The sequence below is a fragment of the Paracoccus ferrooxidans genome (assembly GCF_029909815.1).
Lineage (GTDB): Bacteria > Pseudomonadota > Alphaproteobacteria > Rhodobacterales > Rhodobacteraceae > Paracoccus > Paracoccus versutus.
In genome coordinates this window covers 569,845-588,433 of the sequence record NZ_CP038202.1, presented here as the reverse complement: position 1 = coordinate 588,433, position 18,589 = coordinate 569,845, and the positions used below count along the sequence as shown (strand labels likewise).

At 69.0% G+C, this 18,589-nt stretch carries 21 protein-coding genes and 2 tRNA genes; 10 read left to right on the top strand and 13 right to left on the bottom strand.

From position 1 onward, the window contains the following. Positions 1 to 118 precede the first annotated feature (118 nt). The 3 genes from choX (at position 119) to choV (ending at position 3,140) form a co-directional block, all read left to right on the top strand. On the top strand, positions 119 to 1,072 hold the full coding sequence (gene choX, locus E3U26_RS19995) for a type 2 periplasmic-binding domain-containing protein (protein WP_499107396.1): 954 nt from the start codon (positions 119 to 121) through the stop codon (positions 1,070 to 1,072). A 159-nt stretch (positions 1,073 to 1,231) separates the two neighbouring features. After that, entirely contained in the window at positions 1,232 to 2,083 is an 852-nt protein-coding gene (choW, locus tag E3U26_RS19990; RefSeq protein WP_243784038.1) for a choline ABC transporter permease subunit, read from the top strand. Next, on the top strand, positions 2,076 to 3,140 hold the full coding sequence (gene choV / locus E3U26_RS19985; protein WP_243784039.1) for a choline ABC transporter ATP-binding protein: 1,065 nt from the start codon (positions 2,076 to 2,078) through the stop codon (positions 3,138 to 3,140). The genes choW and choV overlap by 8 nt, the downstream gene beginning before the upstream one ends. Here the strand turns inward: choV and E3U26_RS19980 are convergent. Together E3U26_RS19980 and E3U26_RS19975 are read right to left on the bottom strand one after the other, a co-directional pair. Continuing rightward, a complete protein-coding gene (locus tag E3U26_RS19980) occupies positions 3,137 to 4,054 on the bottom strand; it encodes a DMT family transporter (protein ID WP_243700107.1) in 918 nt (305 codons plus the stop codon). The two genes, choV and E3U26_RS19980, sit on opposite strands and share 4 nt — an antisense overlap. Positions 4,055 to 4,093: 39 nt before the next feature. Beyond that, positions 4,094 to 4,693 carry a LysE/ArgO family amino acid transporter gene (locus tag E3U26_RS19975; protein WP_114536122.1) on the bottom strand — a complete coding sequence of 200 codons (600 nt, stop codon included), beginning with the start codon at positions 4,691 to 4,693 and terminating at the stop codon, positions 4,094 to 4,096. Positions 4,694 to 4,776: 83 nt separating this feature from the next. Here E3U26_RS19975 and E3U26_RS19970 point away from each other — a divergent pair, with 83 nt between their 5' ends. Further along, positions 4,777 to 5,643: a LysR family transcriptional regulator ArgP gene (locus E3U26_RS19970; protein WP_499107393.1), complete on the top strand. Its 867-nt coding sequence runs from the start codon at positions 4,777 to 4,779 to the stop codon at positions 5,641 to 5,643. Between the two features lie 39 nt (positions 5,644 to 5,682). Here E3U26_RS19970 and E3U26_RS19965 read toward each other — a convergent pair whose 3' ends face one another. The 9 genes from E3U26_RS19965 to E3U26_RS19925 form a co-directional block, all read right to left on the bottom strand. Beyond that, positions 5,683 to 6,423 carry a YebC/PmpR family DNA-binding transcriptional regulator gene (locus E3U26_RS19965; RefSeq protein ID WP_036749451.1) on the bottom strand — a complete coding sequence of 247 codons (741 nt, stop codon included), beginning with the start codon at positions 6,421 to 6,423 and terminating at the stop codon, positions 5,683 to 5,685. 65 nt (positions 6,424 to 6,488) lie between these two features. Further along, a complete protein-coding gene (locus E3U26_RS19960; protein WP_499107392.1) occupies positions 6,489 to 6,746 on the bottom strand; it encodes a ribbon-helix-helix domain-containing protein in 258 nt (85 codons plus the stop codon). Further along, entirely contained in the window at positions 6,739 to 6,918 is a 180-nt protein-coding gene (locus E3U26_RS19955; RefSeq protein WP_243700108.1) for a DUF4169 family protein, read from the bottom strand. Before E3U26_RS19955 ends, E3U26_RS19960 begins: the two co-directional genes overlap by 8 nt. Before the next feature lie 29 nt (positions 6,919 to 6,947). Next, positions 6,948 to 8,345, bottom strand: coding sequence for a class II fumarate hydratase (gene fumC / locus E3U26_RS19950; protein WP_116221099.1), 1,398 nt, complete (start codon positions 8,343 to 8,345; stop codon positions 6,948 to 6,950). Positions 8,346 to 8,437: 92 nt separating this feature from the next. After that, on the bottom strand, positions 8,438 to 8,902 hold the full coding sequence (locus E3U26_RS19945; RefSeq protein WP_084196773.1) for an SspB family protein: 465 nt from the start codon (positions 8,900 to 8,902) through the stop codon (positions 8,438 to 8,440). 167 nt (positions 8,903 to 9,069) lie between these two features. Then, positions 9,070 to 9,146: transfer RNA gene (locus tag E3U26_RS19940), tRNA-Asp, on the bottom strand. A gap of 28 nt (positions 9,147 to 9,174) precedes the next feature. Beyond that, positions 9,175 to 9,251, bottom strand: a tRNA-Asp gene (locus E3U26_RS19935). Positions 9,252 to 9,393: 142 nt separating this feature from the next. Next, positions 9,394 to 10,215 (bottom strand): PRC-barrel domain-containing protein, encoded by an 822-nt coding sequence (locus E3U26_RS19930; RefSeq protein ID WP_499107390.1) that lies wholly within the window; start codon positions 10,213 to 10,215, stop codon positions 9,394 to 9,396. 155 nt (positions 10,216 to 10,370) lie between these two features. Beyond that, positions 10,371 to 11,474, bottom strand: coding sequence for an anhydro-N-acetylmuramic acid kinase (locus E3U26_RS19925; RefSeq protein WP_499107388.1), 1,104 nt, complete (start codon positions 11,472 to 11,474; stop codon positions 10,371 to 10,373). Between the two features lie 58 nt (positions 11,475 to 11,532). Between E3U26_RS19925 and tyrS the strand changes: the two genes are divergently transcribed. Together tyrS and E3U26_RS19915 are read left to right on the top strand one after the other, a co-directional pair. Further along, positions 11,533 to 12,777 carry a tyrosine--tRNA ligase gene (gene tyrS / locus E3U26_RS19920; protein WP_499107387.1) on the top strand — a complete coding sequence of 415 codons (1,245 nt, stop codon included), beginning with the start codon at positions 11,533 to 11,535 and terminating at the stop codon, positions 12,775 to 12,777. 125 nt (positions 12,778 to 12,902) lie between these two features. Beyond that, positions 12,903 to 13,379, top strand: a complete 477-nt coding sequence (locus E3U26_RS19915) for a DUF4177 domain-containing protein (RefSeq protein ID WP_114534927.1) — start codon at positions 12,903 to 12,905, stop codon at positions 13,377 to 13,379. Between the two features lie 70 nt (positions 13,380 to 13,449). Here E3U26_RS19915 and E3U26_RS19910 read toward each other — a convergent pair whose 3' ends face one another. Beyond that, the gene (locus E3U26_RS19910; protein ID WP_072460790.1) at positions 13,450 to 13,665 is read right to left on the bottom strand and encodes a SlyX family protein; all 216 of its coding nucleotides are present in this window, start codon (positions 13,663 to 13,665) and stop codon (positions 13,450 to 13,452) included. Between the two features lie 48 nt (positions 13,666 to 13,713). On the opposite strand from E3U26_RS19910, the gene hisS reads away from it, so the two are divergent. From hisS to E3U26_RS19890, 4 genes are read left to right on the top strand one after another with little or no spacing between them, the layout of a single operon-like run. Then, the gene (hisS, locus tag E3U26_RS19905) at positions 13,714 to 15,249 is read left to right on the top strand and encodes a histidine--tRNA ligase (RefSeq protein WP_499107385.1); all 1,536 of its coding nucleotides are present in this window, start codon (positions 13,714 to 13,716) and stop codon (positions 15,247 to 15,249) included. Next, positions 15,246 to 16,313, top strand: a complete 1,068-nt coding sequence (locus E3U26_RS19900; RefSeq protein ID WP_036749423.1) for an ATP phosphoribosyltransferase regulatory subunit — start codon at positions 15,246 to 15,248, stop codon at positions 16,311 to 16,313. The genes hisS and E3U26_RS19900 overlap by 4 nt, the downstream gene beginning before the upstream one ends. After that, positions 16,310 to 16,987, top strand: coding sequence for an ATP phosphoribosyltransferase (gene hisG, locus E3U26_RS19895; protein ID WP_036749418.1), 678 nt, complete (start codon positions 16,310 to 16,312; stop codon positions 16,985 to 16,987). Before E3U26_RS19900 ends, hisG begins: the two co-directional genes overlap by 4 nt. Before the next feature lie 52 nt (positions 16,988 to 17,039). After that, positions 17,040 to 17,411, top strand: a complete 372-nt coding sequence (locus E3U26_RS19890) for a hypothetical protein (protein WP_240540459.1) — start codon at positions 17,040 to 17,042, stop codon at positions 17,409 to 17,411. Between the two features lie 54 nt (positions 17,412 to 17,465). On the opposite strand, the gene ftsY is transcribed toward E3U26_RS19890, so the two are convergent. After that, on the bottom strand, positions 17,466 to 18,578 hold the full coding sequence (ftsY, locus tag E3U26_RS19885) for a signal recognition particle-docking protein FtsY (protein ID WP_499107383.1): 1,113 nt from the start codon (positions 18,576 to 18,578) through the stop codon (positions 17,466 to 17,468). Positions 18,579 to 18,589: the final 11 nt, after the last annotated feature.

Sequence of the window (18,589 nt, the reverse complement as noted above, 5' to 3'; positions counted from 1 at the left end):
TGGTGCAATTCCGTTGGAAAATTCGTGCAAGAGACCCGTATCTGGCAGATCATTGATTGACTCGTCAATCAATGAAAGCCTTAATCACATCACCCGTCAACGAACCTAGGAGATAAAGATGACATTTCGCCGCACTTCCGCAGCTCTTGCCGCCGGGCTGGTCGCCTCGCTCGCCACGGCCGGCATCGCTGCGGCGCAAGAGCCGATGGAGTGCCGCAAGGTCGTCTTCTCGGACGTGGGCTGGTCCGACATCAGCGCCACCACCGCGCTGGCCTCGACCGTGCTGGGGGCGCTGGGGTATCAGACCGAAACCAAGATCCTGTCGGTGCCCGTGACCTATACGGCGCTGTCCACCGACGACGTGGACGTGTTCCTGGGCAACTGGATGCCGACGATGGAGGCCGACATCGCCCCCTATCGCGAGGCGGGCACCGTGGACATCCTGCGCACCAACCTGACCGGGGCGAAATACACGCTGGCGACGAACAAGGCCGGGGCCGAGCTGGGCATCGCCGATTTCGCCGGGATCGCCGCGCACAAGGACGCGCTGGAGGGCAAGATCTACGGCATCGAGCCGGGCAACGACGGCAACCGCCTGCTGCTGGAGATGGTGGCCGGGAACAAGTTCGACCTGGGCACCTTCGAGGTCGTCGAAAGCAGCGAACAGGGGATGCTGGCGCAGGTCGCGCGCGCCGAGGCCGCCGGCAAGCCGGTCGTCTTCCTGGGCTGGGAGCCGCATCCGATGAACAGCCAGTTCCAGATGACCTACCTGGCCGGCGGGGACGAGGTCTTCGGCCCCGATTTCGGCGGCGCGCGCGTCGATACCAATACCCGCGCCGGCTATGCCGAGACCTGCCCGAACGTCGGCAAGTTCCTGCAGAACCTGGAATTCACCCTGCCCATGGAGAACGAGGTCATGGGCCTGATCCTGAACGACGGCATGCAGCCAGCCGAGGCGGCGCTGAAATGGCTCCGCACCAACCCGGAAGCGGCGCAGCCCTGGATCGCGGGCGTCACCGCCGCCGACGGCGGCGATGCGCAGGCGGCACTGGACAAGGTGCTTTCCGAATAAGGGCCGGGCAGGCGGGGGCGCCGCCGCCTGCTCCGCCTTGCTCATGGGACGGTTTTCTCTACCTTGGCCGGGATGGCGCGTCCGGGCCGTGCCGCCGAGACCCTGCGGCGCAACCCCCCGGAGCCCCGACGATCCCGCACGGCAAAAAGAAAGGGACGCATGGACCAACTGACCGCATTCCTGACCGAGACCAAGATCCCGGTGGGCCGGACCGCCAAGGCGATCTTCGACTGGCTCAACGCCCATGCCGCCGTGGTCTTCAATGCCGTCTCGCGGCTGATGGAGGGGCTGATCGGCGGCATCCTGAGGATGCTGGAATTCCCGCATCCGCTGGTCTTCACCCTGCTGGCCGTGGCCCTGACCTGGGCCTTGCAGCGCAGCTGGAAGACCTGCCTGCTGGTCGCCCTGGGCTTCCTGTTCATCCTCAACCAGGGCTATTGGAAAGAGACGATGCAGTCGCTGACCCTGGTGCTTGCCGCCTGCGTCGTCTGCATGGCGATCGGCGTGCCCATGGGCATCGCCGCCGCGCACCGGCCGCGGCTTTACGCCTGGATGCGGCCGGTGCTGGACCTGATGCAGACGCTGCCGACCTTCGTCTACCTGATCCCGGCCATCGTCTTCTTCGGCATCGGCATGGTGCCCGGCCTGATCGCCACGGTGATCTTCGTGCTGCCGGCGCCGATCCGGCTGACGCATCTGGGCATCTCCTCGACGCCCAGGGCGCTGGTCGAGGCCGCCACCGCCTTCGGCGCCACCCCGCGCCAGCTGCTATGGAAGGTCGAGCTGCCAAGCGCCACGCCGCAGATCATGGCGGGCCTGAACCAGACCATCATGCTGTCGCTGTCCATGGTCGTCATCGCGGCGCTGGTCGGCGCCTCGGGGCTGGGCGTGCCGGTGGTCCGGGCGCTGAACAGCGTGAACACGGCGCTGGGTTTCGAAAGCGGCTTCATCATCGTGGTGGTCGCGATCATGCTGGACCGGATGCTGCGGGTAAGGGGGGGCCATGACTGAGGCCAGGCAAGCCGCGCATAACGCGGTCGAGTTCGACAATGTGAACATCGTCTTCGGCGACGCGCCCCAGGCCGCGCTGCCGCTGATGGACCAGGGCCTGGACCGCGGCCCGATCAAGGCCGAGACCGGGCAGGTGCTGGGCGTCCACAACTGCTCGCTGACCGTGCGCGAGGGCGAGATCCTGGTGCTGATGGGCCTTTCCGGCTCGGGGAAGTCCACGCTCTTGCGGGCGGTGAACGGGCTCAACCCGGTCTGCCGCGGCGAGGTGCGGGTCTGGGACGGCGACCGCATGGCCTCGGTGACCAAGGCCTCGGGCGCCGAGCTGCGCCGGCTGCGCCGCGAATGCATCGCCATGGTCTTCCAGCAATTCGGCCTGCTGCCCTGGCGCTCGGTGCGCGAGAACGTCGGGCTGGGGCTGGAGCTGGCCGGCATCCCCGCCGCCGAACGCTGCCGCCGCGTCGATGCGCAGCTGGCCACCGTCGGCCTGGCCGACTGGGCCGAGCGCAAGGTGGGCGACCTGTCGGGCGGCATGCAGCAGCGCGTGGGCCTGGCGCGCGCCTTCGCCACCGAGGCGCCGATCCTGTTGATGGACGAGCCCTTCTCGGCGCTGGACCCGCTGATCCGCAACCGGCTGCAGGACGAATTGCTGGAATTGCAGAAGCGGTTCCGCCGCACCATCGTCTTCGTCAGCCACGACCTCGACGAGGCGTTCCGCATCGGCAACCGCATCGCGCTGATGGAGGGCGGCCGCATCGTCCAGGTCGGCACCGCGCGCGAGATCATCGCCCATCCGGCGAACGCCTATGTCGAGGATTTCGTCGCCCACATGAACCCCTTGGCGGTGCTGAGGGCCGAGGACATGGCCGAACCGGGCGAGGCCACCGGCACCCCCATCGACCGCCAGACCCCGGTGCGCCAGGTCATCCAGGCCATGACCGAGACCGGCGCCGAGATGCTGCCCTTGCAGGGCGGCGGCCGGGTGACGCGGCAGGGTATCATGTCGCGCCTGGTGGTGCAGCGCGGCCAGGCCGGCGGCGCGCTGGAACACCCGGCCTAGCTTTCCCGCGTCGCCTCGGCCGGCGGGGTGATCGTGGGGCGCCGCAGCCGCGCCTCGCGCCAGGTGATATAGCTGATGGCGCCGATCATGATCGCGCCGCCGACCAGCACCCACAGGTCGACCGGCTCGGCAAAGGCCAGCGCGCCCAGAAGGCTGGCCCAGATCAGCTGCAGCAGGGTGACGGGCTGCGTCACCGTCAGGGGCGCGGCGGCAAAGGCCCGCGTCATCGCGTAATGCCCGGCGGTGGCGAAAAAGGCGGTGCAGGCCAGCACCGCGCATTGCGCCAGAGTCGGCGGCACCCAGACCAGCGCCGCGACCGGCGCCAGGCCGATGCAGACCGTCAGCGACATCATCGCCACCACGACCGAGGCCGGCACCAGCTCCGACAGCCGCTTGGCCACCAGGTAGGAGCCGCCAAAGATCACCGCGGCGCCCAGCTGCGCCAGGTGGCCGGGCTCCAGCGCGCGGATGCCGGGCCGCAGCACGATCATCGCCCCCGCCAGCGCCACGGCGATGGCCAGCCCGCGCCGCCACGATATCCGCTCGCCCATCAGCAGCGCCGCGCCCAGCGTGACCACGACCGGGTTGAGAAAGCCGATGGCGGTGACCTCGGCCACGGTGATGCGGGCCATGGCATAGAACCACAGGATCACCGCCAGCACATGCAGCCCGCCGCGCAGCGCGAAAAGCGCCCAGATGCGCGGGGCGAAGCCCTGCCGCAGCGCCGGCGCCAGCGCCGGGACCAGGAACAGCAGCCCGAAGGCGAAGCGGATGAAGGCGCCCTCGGCCGCGGGCAGCGCCTGCCCCAACCAGCGCACCGTGCCGTTGACCGCGACGAAGCACAGACCCGCCGCCAGCATCCACAGGATGCCCGGCAGGTCGTTGCGCGCAAGGGAATGGGTTGTCCTGCTCATCCCCACAGCCATGCCCTGCCGGCACGGCCGGCGCAAGGCTCAGCCGCCCAGCAGCAGGCCCAGGGCGATCGACCACATCACCAGCCCGACCAGCCCGTCCAGCACCCGCCAGGCCGCCGGCCGCGCGAACAGCGGCGACAGCCAGCGCGCGCCGTAACCCAGCGCAAAGAAGAACAGCACCGAGCCCGAGACCGCGCCGGCGACGAAGCCCGGCTTGTTCTCCCACCCCGCCGAGACCGAGCCGATCAGCACCACCGTATCCAGCCAGACATGCGGGTTGAGCCAGGTCAGCCCCGCCAGCACCAGAAGCGTGGCGCCCAGCCCCGCGGCAGGGCCCTGCCCGGCCCGCAGCGCCTCGCCGCCGCGCCAGGCGGCGCGAAAGGCGCGCGCGCCATAGGCCAGCAGGAAGGCCGCCCCGCCCCAGCGCATCGCCGCCAGGAACCAGGGCGCCTGCGCGGCAATGGCGCCCGCGCCCAGAACCCCGGCGGTGATCAGCACCGCATCCGAGACCGCGCAAAAGGCGCAGGTGGCCAGCACGTGCCGGCGCATCAGCCCCTGCTTCAGCACGAAGGCATTCTGCGCCCCGATGGCGACGATCAGCGACAGGGCGGTGCCAAGACCGGCGAAATAGGCATGCATGCGGCTCTCCTTCGCCCGCCGTCTTGCCCTGGCCTGCCACTTCAGGCAAATTCAAAATCGTTACGCTGGTTAAGGTTTCCTTAATGCTTGACTATGCCGCCCTGGCCGTGCTGGCCGAGATCATCCGCCGCGGCAGCTTCGAGGCGGCGGCGGCAGCGCTCGGCGTCACCCCCTCGGCAGTGTCGCAGCGCATCAAGGGGCTGGAAGAGCGGCTGGGCCAGGTGCTGGTCCATCGCGGCCCGCCGGCCCGCGGCACCGAAACCGGGCTGCGGCTGATGCAGCATCTGGACCAGGTGCGGCTGCTGGAAACCACGCTCGCCGCCAGCCTGCGCCCGCCCGGACCGGCGGTGCTGCGGCTCGCGGTCAATGCCGACAGCCTGGCGACCTGGTTCCTGCCGGTAATGGCGGCGCTGCCGGCGCTCTACGACCTGGTGCTGGACGACCAGGACCATGCCGGCGACTGGCTGCGCCAGGGCCAGGTCTCGGCGGCGATCAGCTCCGACCCCGACCCGGTGCCGGGCTGCGACGCGCTGCCCTTGGGCACCATGCGCTACCTGGCGCTGGCCACCCCCGATTTCCGCGCCCGGCACTTCCCCGACGGCGTGACCGAGGCCACGCTGCGCGCCGCCCCCGCCGTCATCTTCAACGCCAAGGACGCGCTGCAATCACGCTGGGCGCACAGGGCCATAGGCCGGCCGCTGCACCTGGCGGGCCACCTGATCCCGGCCTCGGAACCCTTTGCCCGCGCCATCGAGCTCGGTCTCGGCTGGGGCATGGTCCCCGAAGCCATGGCCGCCCCGGCGCTGCGCGACGGCCGGCTGCAACCGCTGCTCCCCGACCTGGCCCTGGACGTGGCGCTCTACTGGCATGTGCAGCGCGCCATGGCGCCCGCCCTCGCCCCGCTGACCGCCGCCATAAGGAAAAGGGCCGCAGCAGAACTGCGACCCTGATTTCTCTGTTCCCCAAATACCCCCGCCGGAGGCGGAAATTCAAAGCTGCGCCGCCACATCCTCGGGAATGTCGAAATTCCCGGTGACGTTCTGCACGTCGTCGTCCTCTTCCAGCGCGTCGATCAGCTTCATCAGCTTCTGCGCCGTCTCCAGGTCGATCTCGGTCGGCGCCTGCGGCTTCCAGATCAGCTTGGCATGCTCGGATTCGCCCAGGGAAGCCTCCAGCGCATTCGAGACCTCGGCCAGGTCGGTGTCCGAGGTATAGATCCAGTGCCCGTCCTCGTCGCTTTCGACATCCTCGGCCCCGGCCTCGATCGCGGCCAGCATCACCGTGTCGGCATCGCCCGCGCCGGCCGGATACAGGATCTCGCCCTTGCGGTCGAACATGAAGCTGACCGAGCCGGTCTGGCCCAGGTCGCCGCCATATTTGGTGAAATAGCTGCGCACGTTCGACGCGGTGCGGTTGCGGTTGTCGGTCATCGCCTCGACGATGATGGCGATACCGTTGGGGCCATAGCCCTCGTAGCGGATCTCGTCATAGCTCTCGGCATCGCCGCCCTGCGACTTCTTGATGGCGCGGTCGATCACGTCCTTCGGCATCGAGTTCGACTTGGCTTCCTTCACCGCAAGGCGCAGCCGCGGGTTCTTGTCGGGGTCAGGGTCGCCCATCTTGGCGGCGACGGTGATTTCTTTGGCCAGTTTCGAAAACAGCTTCGAGCGCAGCTTGTCCTGCTTGCCCTTGCGATGCTGGATATTGGCCCATTTGGAATGGCCTGCCATGGTATTTCCCGGAAATTTGGATATGTGCAGCGGCTTTTAGTCAGCCAGGGCGCAGGCCGCAAGCATTACGCCCGATTCTTGACGATCTCGGCCAGCACGTAAAGCCGCAGGGCGGTGGCCAGCCCCACCTCGGGCGGGCGGGCGGCGTCGATCTGGGCGATCAGCGCTGCGGTGGTGCGGCCGCCGGCGCGGGCCATGCCGCGCAGCTCGCGCCAGAAGGCATCCTCCAGGCTGACCGAGGTGCGATGCCCGCCGATGGTGATCGAGCGCTTCACCGGCGCGGACATCGGCGGCAGCGGCGGCAGCGGCGGCAGGTCACTCATCGCCTTGCTCCGGCCCCTTGCGATGCTGGTCCAGGTGCCGGGCGGCGCGCGCGGCGGCGTCCTGCTCGGCCAGCTTCTGGACCTTGCTGCGGCCGAATTTCGCCGCATTCTCGTCGCCCTGCCTGCGGGCGGAATCGCGGGCGGCGGATTTGCGCGCCGCCCGCAGGTTCACGACCTTGCCTGAACCGGACCCGGCCAAGATCAGTCTTCCGGGCCGATCATCTGCTCGGGCCGCACGATGCGGTCGAAGGTCTCGCCGTCGACGAAGCCGAGCGCGATCGCCTCCTCGCGCAGCGTGGTGCCGTTCTTGTGCGCGGTCTTGGCCACCTTGGTCGCATTGTCATAGCCGATGGTCGGCGCCAGCGCCGTCACCAGCATCAGCGATTCCTTCATCAGCTTCTCGATGCGGGGGATGTTCGCCTCGGTGCCCACGACCATGTTGTCGGTGAACGAACCTGCCGCATCGCCCAGAAGCTGCATGGATTGCAGCACGTTGTAGCTCATCATCGGGTTGTAGACGTTCAGCTCGAAATGGCCCTGCGAACCGGCGAAGCCGATGGCGGCGTCATTGCCCATGACATGGGCGCAGACCATGGTCAGCGCCTCGGCCTGGGTCGGGTTGACCTTGCCGGGCATGATCGACGAGCCCGGCTCGTTCTCGGGCAGGATCAGCTCGCCCAGGCCCGAGCGCGGACCCGAGCCCAGCAGCCGCATGTCGTTGGCGATCTTGAACAGAGAGGCGGCCACGGTCTTCAGCGCGCCCGAGAAGAACACCATCGCGTCATGCGCGGCCAGCGCCTCGAACTTGTTCGGCGCGGTGACAAAGGGCAGGCCGGTGATCTCGGCGATCTTGGCGGCGATGGCCGTGTCCCAGCCCTTTTTCGTGTTCAGCCCGGTGCCGACGGCAGTGCCGCCCTGCGCCAGCTCGTAGATGTCGCCCAGGGCCAGCTTCACCCGCTCGATGCCCTTCTGGACCTGATGCGCATAGCCGCCGAATTCCTGGCCCAGGGTCAGGGGCGTCGCATCCTGGGTATGGGTGCGGCCGATCTTGATGATGTCCTTGAATTCCTCGGACTTCGCGACCAGCGCCTTGTGCAGCTTTTCCAGCCCCGGCAGCAGCACGTCGCGCGCCTGCATGGCGATGGCGACATGCATGGCGGTCGGGAAGGTGTCGTTCGACGACTGGCCCATGTTCACGTGGTCGTTCGGATGGACCGGCTTCTTCGAGCCCATCTCGCCGCCCAGGATCTCGATGGCGCGGTTCGAGATCACCTCGTTGGCGTTCATGTTCGACTGCGTGCCCGAGCCGGTCTGCCAGACCACCAGCGGAAAGTTGTCGTCGAACTTGCCCGCCACCACTTCCGCGGCCGCCTGCACCATGGCCTTGCCGATGGCCGGGTCCAGCTTGCCGCTGGCCATGTTCACCTCGGCCGCGGCCTGCTTGATCGCACCCAGCGCGCGGATGATCGGCACCGGCTGGCGCTCCCAGCCGATCGGGAAGTTCTGGATCGAGCGCTGGGTCTGGGCGCCCCAATACTTGTCGGCGGGCACCTCCAGCGGGCCGAAGCTGTCGGTCTCGGTGCGGGTGGTCTTGGTCATGGCATGCTCCCTCACGGTGTTGCGAGGGTTCTAGGCCCGATGGCGCGGATTGGCAATCGGCATGCCGTGGTATGCCATGCGCTAACAGCGCCTCACTTGCGCCATTTGTCCAGGCTGACCACCTCGGCGCCGCCCTTCGCGCCCTCCTCGCCCGGCGCCTCGGCCACGGGCGGTTCTTCCTCTTCGGGCTCGTCCTCTTCCTCTTCGTGGTTCTCGAAACGCAGGCCGAACTCGACCGAAGGGTCCACGAAGGTGCGCAGCGCGTCGAAGGGGATATAGAGCGGCTCGGGCGAATTGCCGAAATTCAGCGTGATGTGAAAGCCCTCGGGCGTGACCGAGAGATCCTCGAACCAATGCTGGATGACGATGGTCATCTCGTCGGGATAGCGCTCGCGCAGCCAGTCGGCCATCTGCACCTGCGAATCGCGGGTGTCGAAGGTGATGAAGAAATGATGCTCGCCCGGCAGCCCCTCGGTGGCCACCGTTTGCAGCACATCCGCGATCAGCCGCTGCATGGCCCGGTGCATCATTCCGCCGTAATCTATTCCGCGTGCCATGGCGCCCTCCGTCGTGATTGGGGGCCAGCATAGGGAATTGAGGCGGCTTGAAAAGCCCCTTGCGCCGCTGCCGGGCGCGACCGCCGGCCGGCTTCTTCGTTCCCCAAATACCCGAAAAACCGCGCCGGAAGCGCGGCCGCAAAGCCATGGAGGATGAAGGGGAAAGATGGCGCGGTTGACGGGGCTCGAACCCGCGACCCCCGGCGTGACAGGCCAGTACTCTAACCAACTGAGCTACAACCGCGCATCTTTTCGGCGATATATGGTGGTGGTGGCGCGGTTGACGGGGCTCGAACCCGCGACCCCCGGCGTGACAGGCCGGTACTCTAACCAACTGAGCTACAACCGCGCAGACCACTTCCCCCGGATCGCCGTCCGGGGTGCGAGGGGGTTTACGCATGGCGGCGGATGCCGTCAAGGCCGATCTTGTGCAAAAAATGCAAGGGCGCCCCGAAAGGCGCCCCGCTTTGGTCCGAAAACGGCCGCAAGCCTTATTTCCGCACGGTCTTCTCGTCGAAATCCGGCAGGGCCTCCAGCTCGGCCTTGGTGTAGTTGGTGGCGAAGAAGGTGTCGTTGCCGATGGTCACCAGGTGGATCGCATCCACGCCCAGCAGCACCTTCTTGGCGCCGATGCCCAGGAAGCCGCCGATATCGGCGACATAGCCGACGACCTGGGCCGAATCATCCAGCACGATGTCGTTCACCTTGGCGATGTCCTGCCATTCGGCCGGTCGCTCCTCGAGCGCGGGCTCGGTCCATTCGGTGGTCGAGGGCTGGTTGGTGGTCCAGATGCGGCGGCTGGTCAGCCAGCTCGACAGCACGCCCGGCTCGGCCTCCGAGATTGCCGGCGGGTTGACGTCGGGCGGCGTCACCGGCGCCTCGGCCGAGGCATCCGCGGCGGCATCGGCCGCGTCGCCCGCGGCATCGGCGGCTTCCTCGGCGGCGCCGGCGGCATCGGTCGCGGCATCCTCGGCCGCTTCGGGCACGGCGTCGCCCGCAGGCGCGCCGGGGGCAGCGCCCATGCCGGCGGCGGCGCCAGTCGCATCATTGGCGGCATCGCTGGCCGCATCGGCGGCCTCGGCGGTGTCCTGGGCGGCCTCGGCCGCGGCGTCGCCGGTTTCCTCGGCCGCCTGGTCGGCAGCCTGTTCCGCCTGATCGGCGGCCTGCTCGGCCTGGTCGGCCGCCTGCTCGGTCGCGGTCGCGGCGTCTTCGACCTGCTCGGCGGGCATCTCGGCCGGCGGCGTGGTCTCGGTCTGCGCAAAGGCAGAACCGGCAAGGGCCAGGGTGGTGGCGGCGATGACAAGAGGTTTCATGGACGATGTCCTTTCCGGTTGTCGTTGTCACGGACGGCGGGTGCCGTCATATGCCCGTCCAACGTCACCATCCGCCGCATCGTTCCCGCGAAATGGCGCCGAAACAATCACAAGGCGGAAATCCGCCTGTGATCGCGCCCCGGCCGCAGGCCGCCTCAGCGCCGCGGCGGATGGCTGATGCGCCCGCCGCAGACCGGCCCCGGCGCCCCGGTGGTTCCCGGCCCCGAGGTCGGCAGCCCGCGCAGCACCCGCACCGCCAGCCAGCCGAAGGCCTGCGCCTCGAGCATGTCGCCGTCCAGCCCCGCCTCCTCGACCGGCGCGACGCGGGCCGGCAGCCGCGCCGCCAGCGCCGCCATCATCGCGGCATTGTGCCGCCCGCCGCCGCAGACCAGGACCAGCCCCGGCGCCCGCTCCAGGGCCGCCACCCCCGCCGCCACCGCCGCGGCCGCGGCATGGGTCAGCGTCGCCGCCGCATCGGCGTCCGAAAGCCCCGCCACCTCGGCCGCAAGCGTGGGGAAAGCGTCGCGGTCCAGCGACTTCGGCAGCGGCCGGGCGAAATGCGGATGTTCCAGGAAGCGGGCGACGACACCCTCGTCCGGCCTGCCCTGCAAGGCGAGCCGCCCGCCCTCGTCCCGCGCCAGCCCGCGCCGGGCGCGCATCAGGTCGTTCACGGGCGCATTCGCCGGGCCGGTGTCGAAGGCGATGCAGGCCCCCGGCGCCTCGGGCGCCCCGGCGGCGGGATCGACCCATGTCAGGTTGCCCACGCCGCCCAGGTTCAGGAAGGCGACCGGCGCGCGCAGCAAGAGCCCCCGCCCCATCGCCCATTCCGCGCAGGCCCAGTGGAAGAAGGGCGCAAGCGGCGCCCCCTCACCGCCTTGCCGCACGTCCTCGCTGCGGAAATCCCAGACCACCGGCCGGCCCAGCTTGCGCGCCAACGCGGCGCCATCGCCGGCCTGATGCGTGCCGCGCCCCCCCGGATCATGCGCCAGCGTCTGGCCGTGATAGCCGACCAGTTCCGCATCGGGGAACCCTTCGGCCAGCGCGGCATGGGCGGCGACCGACAGCGCGGCGGCATCCGCCACGTCCGGCCCGCCCGGCCATTGCCCCAGCGCCGCGTGCAGCAGGCCGGATTCGTTGCCGGAATAGGCGCGATAGGCGCTGCGGCCGAAACCGGCGATCCGCGTCCCGTCGGTCTCGATCATCGCCGCGTCCACCCCGTCCAGCGAGGTGCCCGACATCATCCCCAGCGCTTGGATCATCCTGCTTTCCCTTCGGCCCTTCCCCCGGTATATCCGCGCCAGTCGAAAGGAAAAGCCCATGACCTACCGTGCCAAATCCGATTTCCTGAACGTGATGATCGAGCGTGGCTACCTGGCGGACTGCACCGACATGCAGGCGCTGGACGAGACCCTGATCGAAGGCCCGGTGACGGCATATATCGGCTATGACGCGACGGCGGCCAGCCTGCATGTCGGGCACCTTCTGAACATCATGATGCTGCGCTGGTTCCAGAAGACCGGCAATCGCCCGATCACGCTGATGGGCGGCGGCACCACCAAGGTCGGCGATCCCAGCTTCCGCAGCGAGGAACGCCCGCTGCTGACCCCGGATGCGATCCAGTCCAACATCGACGGCATGCAGCAGGTCTTCGCCCGCTACCTCGACTATGGCGACGGCCATGCGATGATGCTCAACAATGCCGAATGGCTGGACAGCCTGAACTACCTCGACTTCCTGCGCGACATCGGCCGGCATTTCAGCGTCAACCGCATGCTGAGCTTCGAATCGGTCAAGTCGCGGCTCGACCGCGAGCAATCGCTGAGCTTCCTCGAATTCAACTACATGATCCTGCAGGCCTATGACTTCCTCGAGCTTTACCGGCGCTACGGCTGCCGGCTGCAGATGGGCGGCTCGGACCAATGGGGCAACATCGTCAACGGCATCGACCTGACCCGCCGGGTGCTGGATGCCGAGATCTGGGGCCTGACCTCGCCCTTGCTGACCACCTCGGACGGGCGCAAGATGGGCAAGTCGGCCGGCGGCGCGGTCTGGCTTAACGGGGCGATGCTGTCGCCCTACGAATTCTGGCAGTTCTGGCGCAACACCACCGACGCCGATGTGGGCCGGTTCCTGAAACTCTACACCGAGCTGCCGGTCGAGGAATGCGACCGCCTCGGCGCGCTTTCGGGCTCCGAGATCAACGCGGCCAAGATCATCCTGGCCAATGAGGTGACGACGCTGCTGCACGGCGCCGAGGCGGCTGCCTCGGCCGAGGCGACCGCACGCGAAGTCTTCGAGCAGGGCGGCGCCGGCGGCGATCTCGAGGTGGTGACGGTCAGCGCCGACGCGCTGGCCTCGGGCCTGACCGTGGTGCAGCTGCTGGCGCAGACCGGCATCACCGCCTCGGGCAAGGAGGCCAAGCGCCTGATCGCCGAAGGGGGGCTGCGGCTCAACAACGAAGCCGTCAGCGACCCGCAGCTGGCGGTCGACGCGGCGCTGATCGGCGACGGGCTGAAGGTCTCGGTCGGCAAGAAAAAGCACCGCATGGTGCAGCTGGGATAGGCGCAAGCCGGGCCGGGCCGGGCCCCTCCCCGGCCCGCCCCTCACGGCCGCGTGCAACGCGCGGCCCGGCGCTTCCCTTGCCTGCGCATCTCGCCTAACCTGCGGCGCAAAGGAAAGGCCCATGCATGAGCAGCTATGAATACACCGTCATCCCCGCCCCCGCGCGCGGCGAAAAGACCAGGGGCGCGCGCAGCGGCATCGAGCGTTTCGCCGCCACCCTCGCCGATGTCCTGAACGAGATGGCCCGCGACGGCTGGGACTATGTCCGCGCCGAAACCCTGCCGGCCGAGGAACGCTCGGGCCTGACCAGCCGCACCACGGTCTATCACAACCTGCTGGTCTTCCGCCGCCCGCTCGCCCAGGCCGAAGAGCGGCCCACCGCCGCAACGCAGCAGCAACCGCAGCCGCAGCCGGCCCCAGCCGAGTCCCAGCCGGAACCCGAGCCCCCCGCCCGCGGCCCGTTCAGCCAGCCGATGCGGGCGGCGCCGAAACCCGCGGCCCCGGCCGCGCCGAACCTGCGCCCGCGCATGGCGGAACCGCCGCTGACCGCACCGCAAGCCCCGGCCCCCGCGGGCCCGCGCCTGGGCCCGGCCAGCCGCTGATTTCTCTGTTCTCCAAATACTCCGGGGTGAGCCCCCGGAACGGGGGCGAGGGGCAGAGCCCCTTACCCCCTCACCAATGCGGCGGCCGCTGGTCGGCCAAGGGCACGGTCCCCGCCTCGGCCTCGCGTTCCGCCTCGCGCTCCATCAGCATGCCGACATGGCGCGCCAGCCGCCCGATCTCGCCTTCCTGCCGGGCGACGATGCCCGACAGATCCTCGACGCTGCGCGCCAGATAGGCCACGGCCTCCTCCAGCCGTTCGATCCGTTCCTGCGTCTGCTTGTCCATCCATCCTCCATCCGCTAGACCGCCGCATGGAAAAGCCCGAGGCAAACCATGGCGAAAGATCAGAAGAAACAGCCCCGTCCCAAGGCCGAGACGCCCAAGGGGTTCCGCGACTATTTCGGCGCGGACGTGACCGAACGCAAGCAGATGCTCGACCGCATCGCCGAGATCTATCATCGCCACGGCTTCGAGCCCCTGGAAACCAGTGCCGTGGAAACCGTCGAGGCGCTGGGAAAGTTCCTGCCCGACGTGGACCGGCCCAATGCCGGCGTCTTCGCCTGGCAGGAATCGGACGTCCCCGGCGGCGGCTCCGGCGACTGGCTGGCGCTGCGCTATGACCTGACGGCGCCCTTGGCCCGCGTCGCCGCGCAGTTCCGCAACGACCTGCCCTCGCCCTATCGCCGCTATGCCATGGGCCCGGTCTGGCGCAACGAAAAGCCCGGTCCCGGCCGCTTCCGCCAGTTCTACCAATGCGACGCCGATACCGTGGGCTCGGCCTCGGTCGCGGCGGATGCCGAGATCTGCGCCATGCTGGCGGCGGCGCTGGAACATGCCGGCATCGCTCGCGGCGACTACCTGATCCGCATCAACAACCGCAAGGTGCTGAACGGCATCCTGGAGGCCATGGGCGTCGCGCAGGGCAAGCCCGCCGACGACGTGCTGCGCACCATCGACAAGTTCGACAAGGTCGGCGAGGACGGGGTGCGCCAGCTTCTGACCACCGGCCGCAAGGACGATTCCGGCGCCTTCATCGAGGGCGTGGGGCTGGCCCCCGAACAGGCCGGGCCGGTCATCGCCTTCCTGACCTCCAAGGGCGCGGACAACGCCGAGACGCTTTCGAACCTGCGCGCCGCCGTCGGCGCCTCGGCCACCGGCGCCGAGGGGGTCGAGGAACTGGCCCAGATCGCCGAGATGCTTTCCGCCATGGGCGTGGGCGAGGATCGCGCCGTCATCGACCCCTCGATCGTGCGCGGCCTGGGCTATTACACCGGCCCGGTCTTCGAGGCCGAGCTGACCTTCGAGATCCTGGACGACAAGGGCCGCAAGCGCCAGTTCGGCTCGGTCGCCGGCGGCGGGCGCTACGACGGGCTGGTGGAACGCTTCACCGGCCAGAAGGTGCCGGCAACCGGGGTTTCCATCGGCGTGGACCGCCTGCTCGCCGCCCTGCGCGCCAAGGGGCTGATGGGCGGGACCGCGCAGGGCCCGGTCGTCGTCACCGTCATGGACCGAGAGCGCATGGCCGATTACCAGGCCATGGCCGCCGAGCTGCGCCAGGCCGGCATCCGGGCCGAGGTCTATCTGGGCAACCCCAAGAACTTCGGCAACCAGTTGAAATATGCCGACAAGCGCAGTTCTGATATTGCGATCATCCAGGGTGCAGACGAAGCCGCCAGGGGTGTGGTTCAGATCAAGGATTTGCATCTGGGAGCAATTATTTCAAATACAAACCTGAGCCATGAAGAATGGAAATCTCATCCTACCCAGATAGAAATTCCTCGCGATGAGCTTGCTGAAGCTGTCCAGGGTCTCGAGCGGACCATTGCTTCACGTAAGCGATCGCAGGCTCGTCTAAGAGGCGAAGGATGAGCAAGCGCGAGAAACAGGCCATCGGCCAGCAGATCCTGGCCGCCTTTCGCGCCGCGGGCGCCGAGGAAGTGGCGCCCGACCTGCTGCTGCCGGCCGAGACGCTGCTGGACCTTTACGGCGAGGACATCCGCGCCCGCGCCTATGTGACGCAAGACCCGATCCGGGGCGAGATGATGCTGCGCCCCGACTTCACCGTGCCGGTGGTGCAGATGCACATGGCGAACGGCGCCGAGCCCGCCCGCTATTGCTACCTGGGCGAGGTGTTTCGCAAGCAGGACCATGGCGAGACCCGGCCCGAGCATCCGCGCGACAACGAATACCTGCAGGCCGGCTTCGAGCTTTTCGCCCGCGACCCCGAGGCCGATGCCGAGGTCTTTGCCCTCTTCCACCACATCCTCGCGCCCTTGCGGCTGCAGGCCAGCATGGGCGACATGGACCTGCTGATGGATGCTGTGCGCGCCCTGCCGCTGTCCGGCGCCCGCCGCGCCGCGCTTCTGCATCACATCTGGCGGCCGCACCGCTTTGCCAAGGCGCTCGCGCGCTTTGCCGCCCCGGCCGAGCCGCGGGAGTTTCCCGAAAGCGCCGCGCCCTGGACCGGGCTGCGTTCGCCGGCCGAGATGCAGGCCCGCATCGACCGGCTGCGCAGCGACGCCGCCGAGGCCCCGCTGCCGCCACAATGGGTCGAGCGGCTGGAGCGGCTTTTCGCCATCGAGGCCCCGGCGCCCGAGGCGCTGCGGCAGCTCCGCGCCCTCGCCGCCGAGATCCCCGATATCGCCGAGGCCGTGGACCGGCTGGAGCGCAACCTGGCGGCGCTGTCGGCACGCGGCATCGACGTGGGCGCCATCCATTTCGACGCCAGCCACGGCCGGCACACGATGGAATATTACGACGGCATGACCTTCAGCTTTGCCGCGGCGGGGCGCGCGGACTGGCCGCCGGTCGCCTCGGGCGGGCGCTACGACGCGCTGGCGGCGGTGCTGGGACAGGCGCAGGGCCGCTCGATCCCCGCGGTCGGCGGCATCATCCGGCCGGGTCTGGTCCATGAACTGGGAGGCATCGGATGATCCGGCTGGGCGTGCCGTCCAAGGGGCGGCTGATGGAGCAATGTTTCGACTGGTTCGCCGCCCGCGGCGTAACCCTGTCGCGCGCCGGCTCGGACCGCGAATATGCTGGCCGGGTCGATGGGGCGGACAACGTGGCGCTGGTGCTGCTGTCGGCGGGCGAGATCCCGCGCGAACTCATGGCCGGCCGCATCCACCTGGGCGTGACCGGCACCGACCTGATCCGCGAGAAGCTGGCGGGCTGGCGCAGCCATGTCGAGGAACTGGCGCCGATGGGCTTCGGCCATGCCGACCTGATCCTCGCCGTGCCCGCCTGCTGGAGCGATTGCGAGACCCTGGACGATTTCGCCACCATCGCCCGCGATTTCCGCGCCGAGCACGGCTTTCGCCTGCGCATCGCCACCAAGTATCACCGGCTGGTGCGCGCCTGGCTCTCGGCCGAGGAAGTCGCGGATTACCAGCTGGTGGACAGCCAGGGCGCGACCGAGGGCACGGTGGCCAACCTGACCGCCGAGGCCATCGCCGACATCACCTCGTCCGGGGAGACGCTGCGGGCCAATCACCTGAAGATCATCGGCGAGGAACCGATCCTGCGCTCGCAGGCGACGCTTCTGCGCTCGCGCGCGGCGGGGGACGAGGCCGAGGTGCGCGATTTCGCGGCGCGGCTCGGGCTTTAGAAACCCGCGGCCGGGCGGAAGCGTTGATGTCCCGCACCGCCAAGGGAGAAAGATGATGCGCCTGGCCGCCCTGATGCTGATCCTGTCCGCAAGCCCCGCGCTGGCCTCGTCCGAAGAGGCCTGGGAGCAGTTCCGCAAGGATGTCGAGAGCGCCTGCACGGCGCTGGCGCCCGAGGCGGGCGAGACGGCGATCGAGGTCAACCCCTTCGGCTCGGAGAGCTATGGCGCGGCGCTCTTGATCACCACGCTCGCCGATGGCGGGGTGGACCGCTATGTCTGCATCTATGACAAGCAGGCGGGAACCGCCGAGCTGACCGCGCCCTTTACGCCGCCGCAGGACGTGGTCGAGCCCATGGCCGACCCGGCGGGCAATGTGGCGCCGGTCGAGGACACCAGGACGGACGCGCATCTCGTCAAGCCGTGACGCCCGCGCCGGCTGTGCGGTCGCATGGGTATTTGAAGAACGAAGAAGCCGGGGTCAGTCCCCAAGCCCGACCAGCGCGCGGGCGAATTCGCGGGCGTCGAAAGCGTCGAGATCGTCGATCTGCTCGCCCACGCCGATGGCATGGATCGGCAGGCCGAAGCGGTCGGCCAGGGCCACCAGCACGCCGCCGCGCGCGGTGCCGTCTAGCTTGGTCATGACCAGGCCCGAGACATCGGCCAGCTTCTGGAAGGTCTCGACCTGGCTCAGCGCGTTCTGGCCGGTGGTGGCGTCCAGCACCAGCAGGGTGTTGTGCGGTGCGCTGGGATCCTTCTTGCGGATGACGCGCACGATCTTGGCCAGTTCCTCCATCAGGTCCTGGCGGTTCTGCAAGCGGCCGGCGGTATCGATCATCAGGAGGTCGGCGCCCTCGGCGTCGGCCCTGGTCATGGCGTCGAAGGCAAGGCTTGCTGGGTCGGTGCCCTCGGGCGCGGTCATCACCGGCACGCCGGCACGCTGGCCCCACACCTGCAATTGCTCGACGGCGGCGGCGCGGAAGGTGTCGCCCGCGGCGATCACCACCTTCTTGCCCGCCGCCTTGAACTGGCTGGCGAGCTTGCCGATGGTCGTGGTCTTGCCCGAGCCGTTCACGCCCACCACCAGCACCACCTGAGGCCGCTTGGGATAAAGCGGCAGCGGCTTGGCCACCGGCGTCATGATGCGGGCGATCTCGCCGGCCAGAAGCTCCTTCAGCTCGGTGGCGGAAATGCGGCGCCCCATGCGGCCCTCGGCGATATTGGCGGTGACGCGCAGCGCCGTCTCGACCCCCATGTCGGCCTGGATCAGCATCTCCTCGAGCTGCTCCAGCATCTCATCGTCCAGTTCGCGGCGCGGCTCGGCGATGGCGGGCGCGCGGCCGAAGATGCGGCCCAGCATCCCCGGACGCGCGTCGGGCGATGCGGCAGGATCGGCGGTGGGTTGGGGCTCCGCGACCGGGGCCGGCATGGGCTGCGCCGCCGGGGCGGGCGCCGGCGCCAGCCCGGCGGGCCGTTCGGGTGCCGATGCCGGCTTTTCCTCGCCGGCGCCGTCCGAGACGATCTCGTCCAGCCCCGCGCCGATCTTCGACGAGGACCGCGTCAGCCGGTCGCGCAGCTTCGAGAAAAACGACATGCACCCATCCT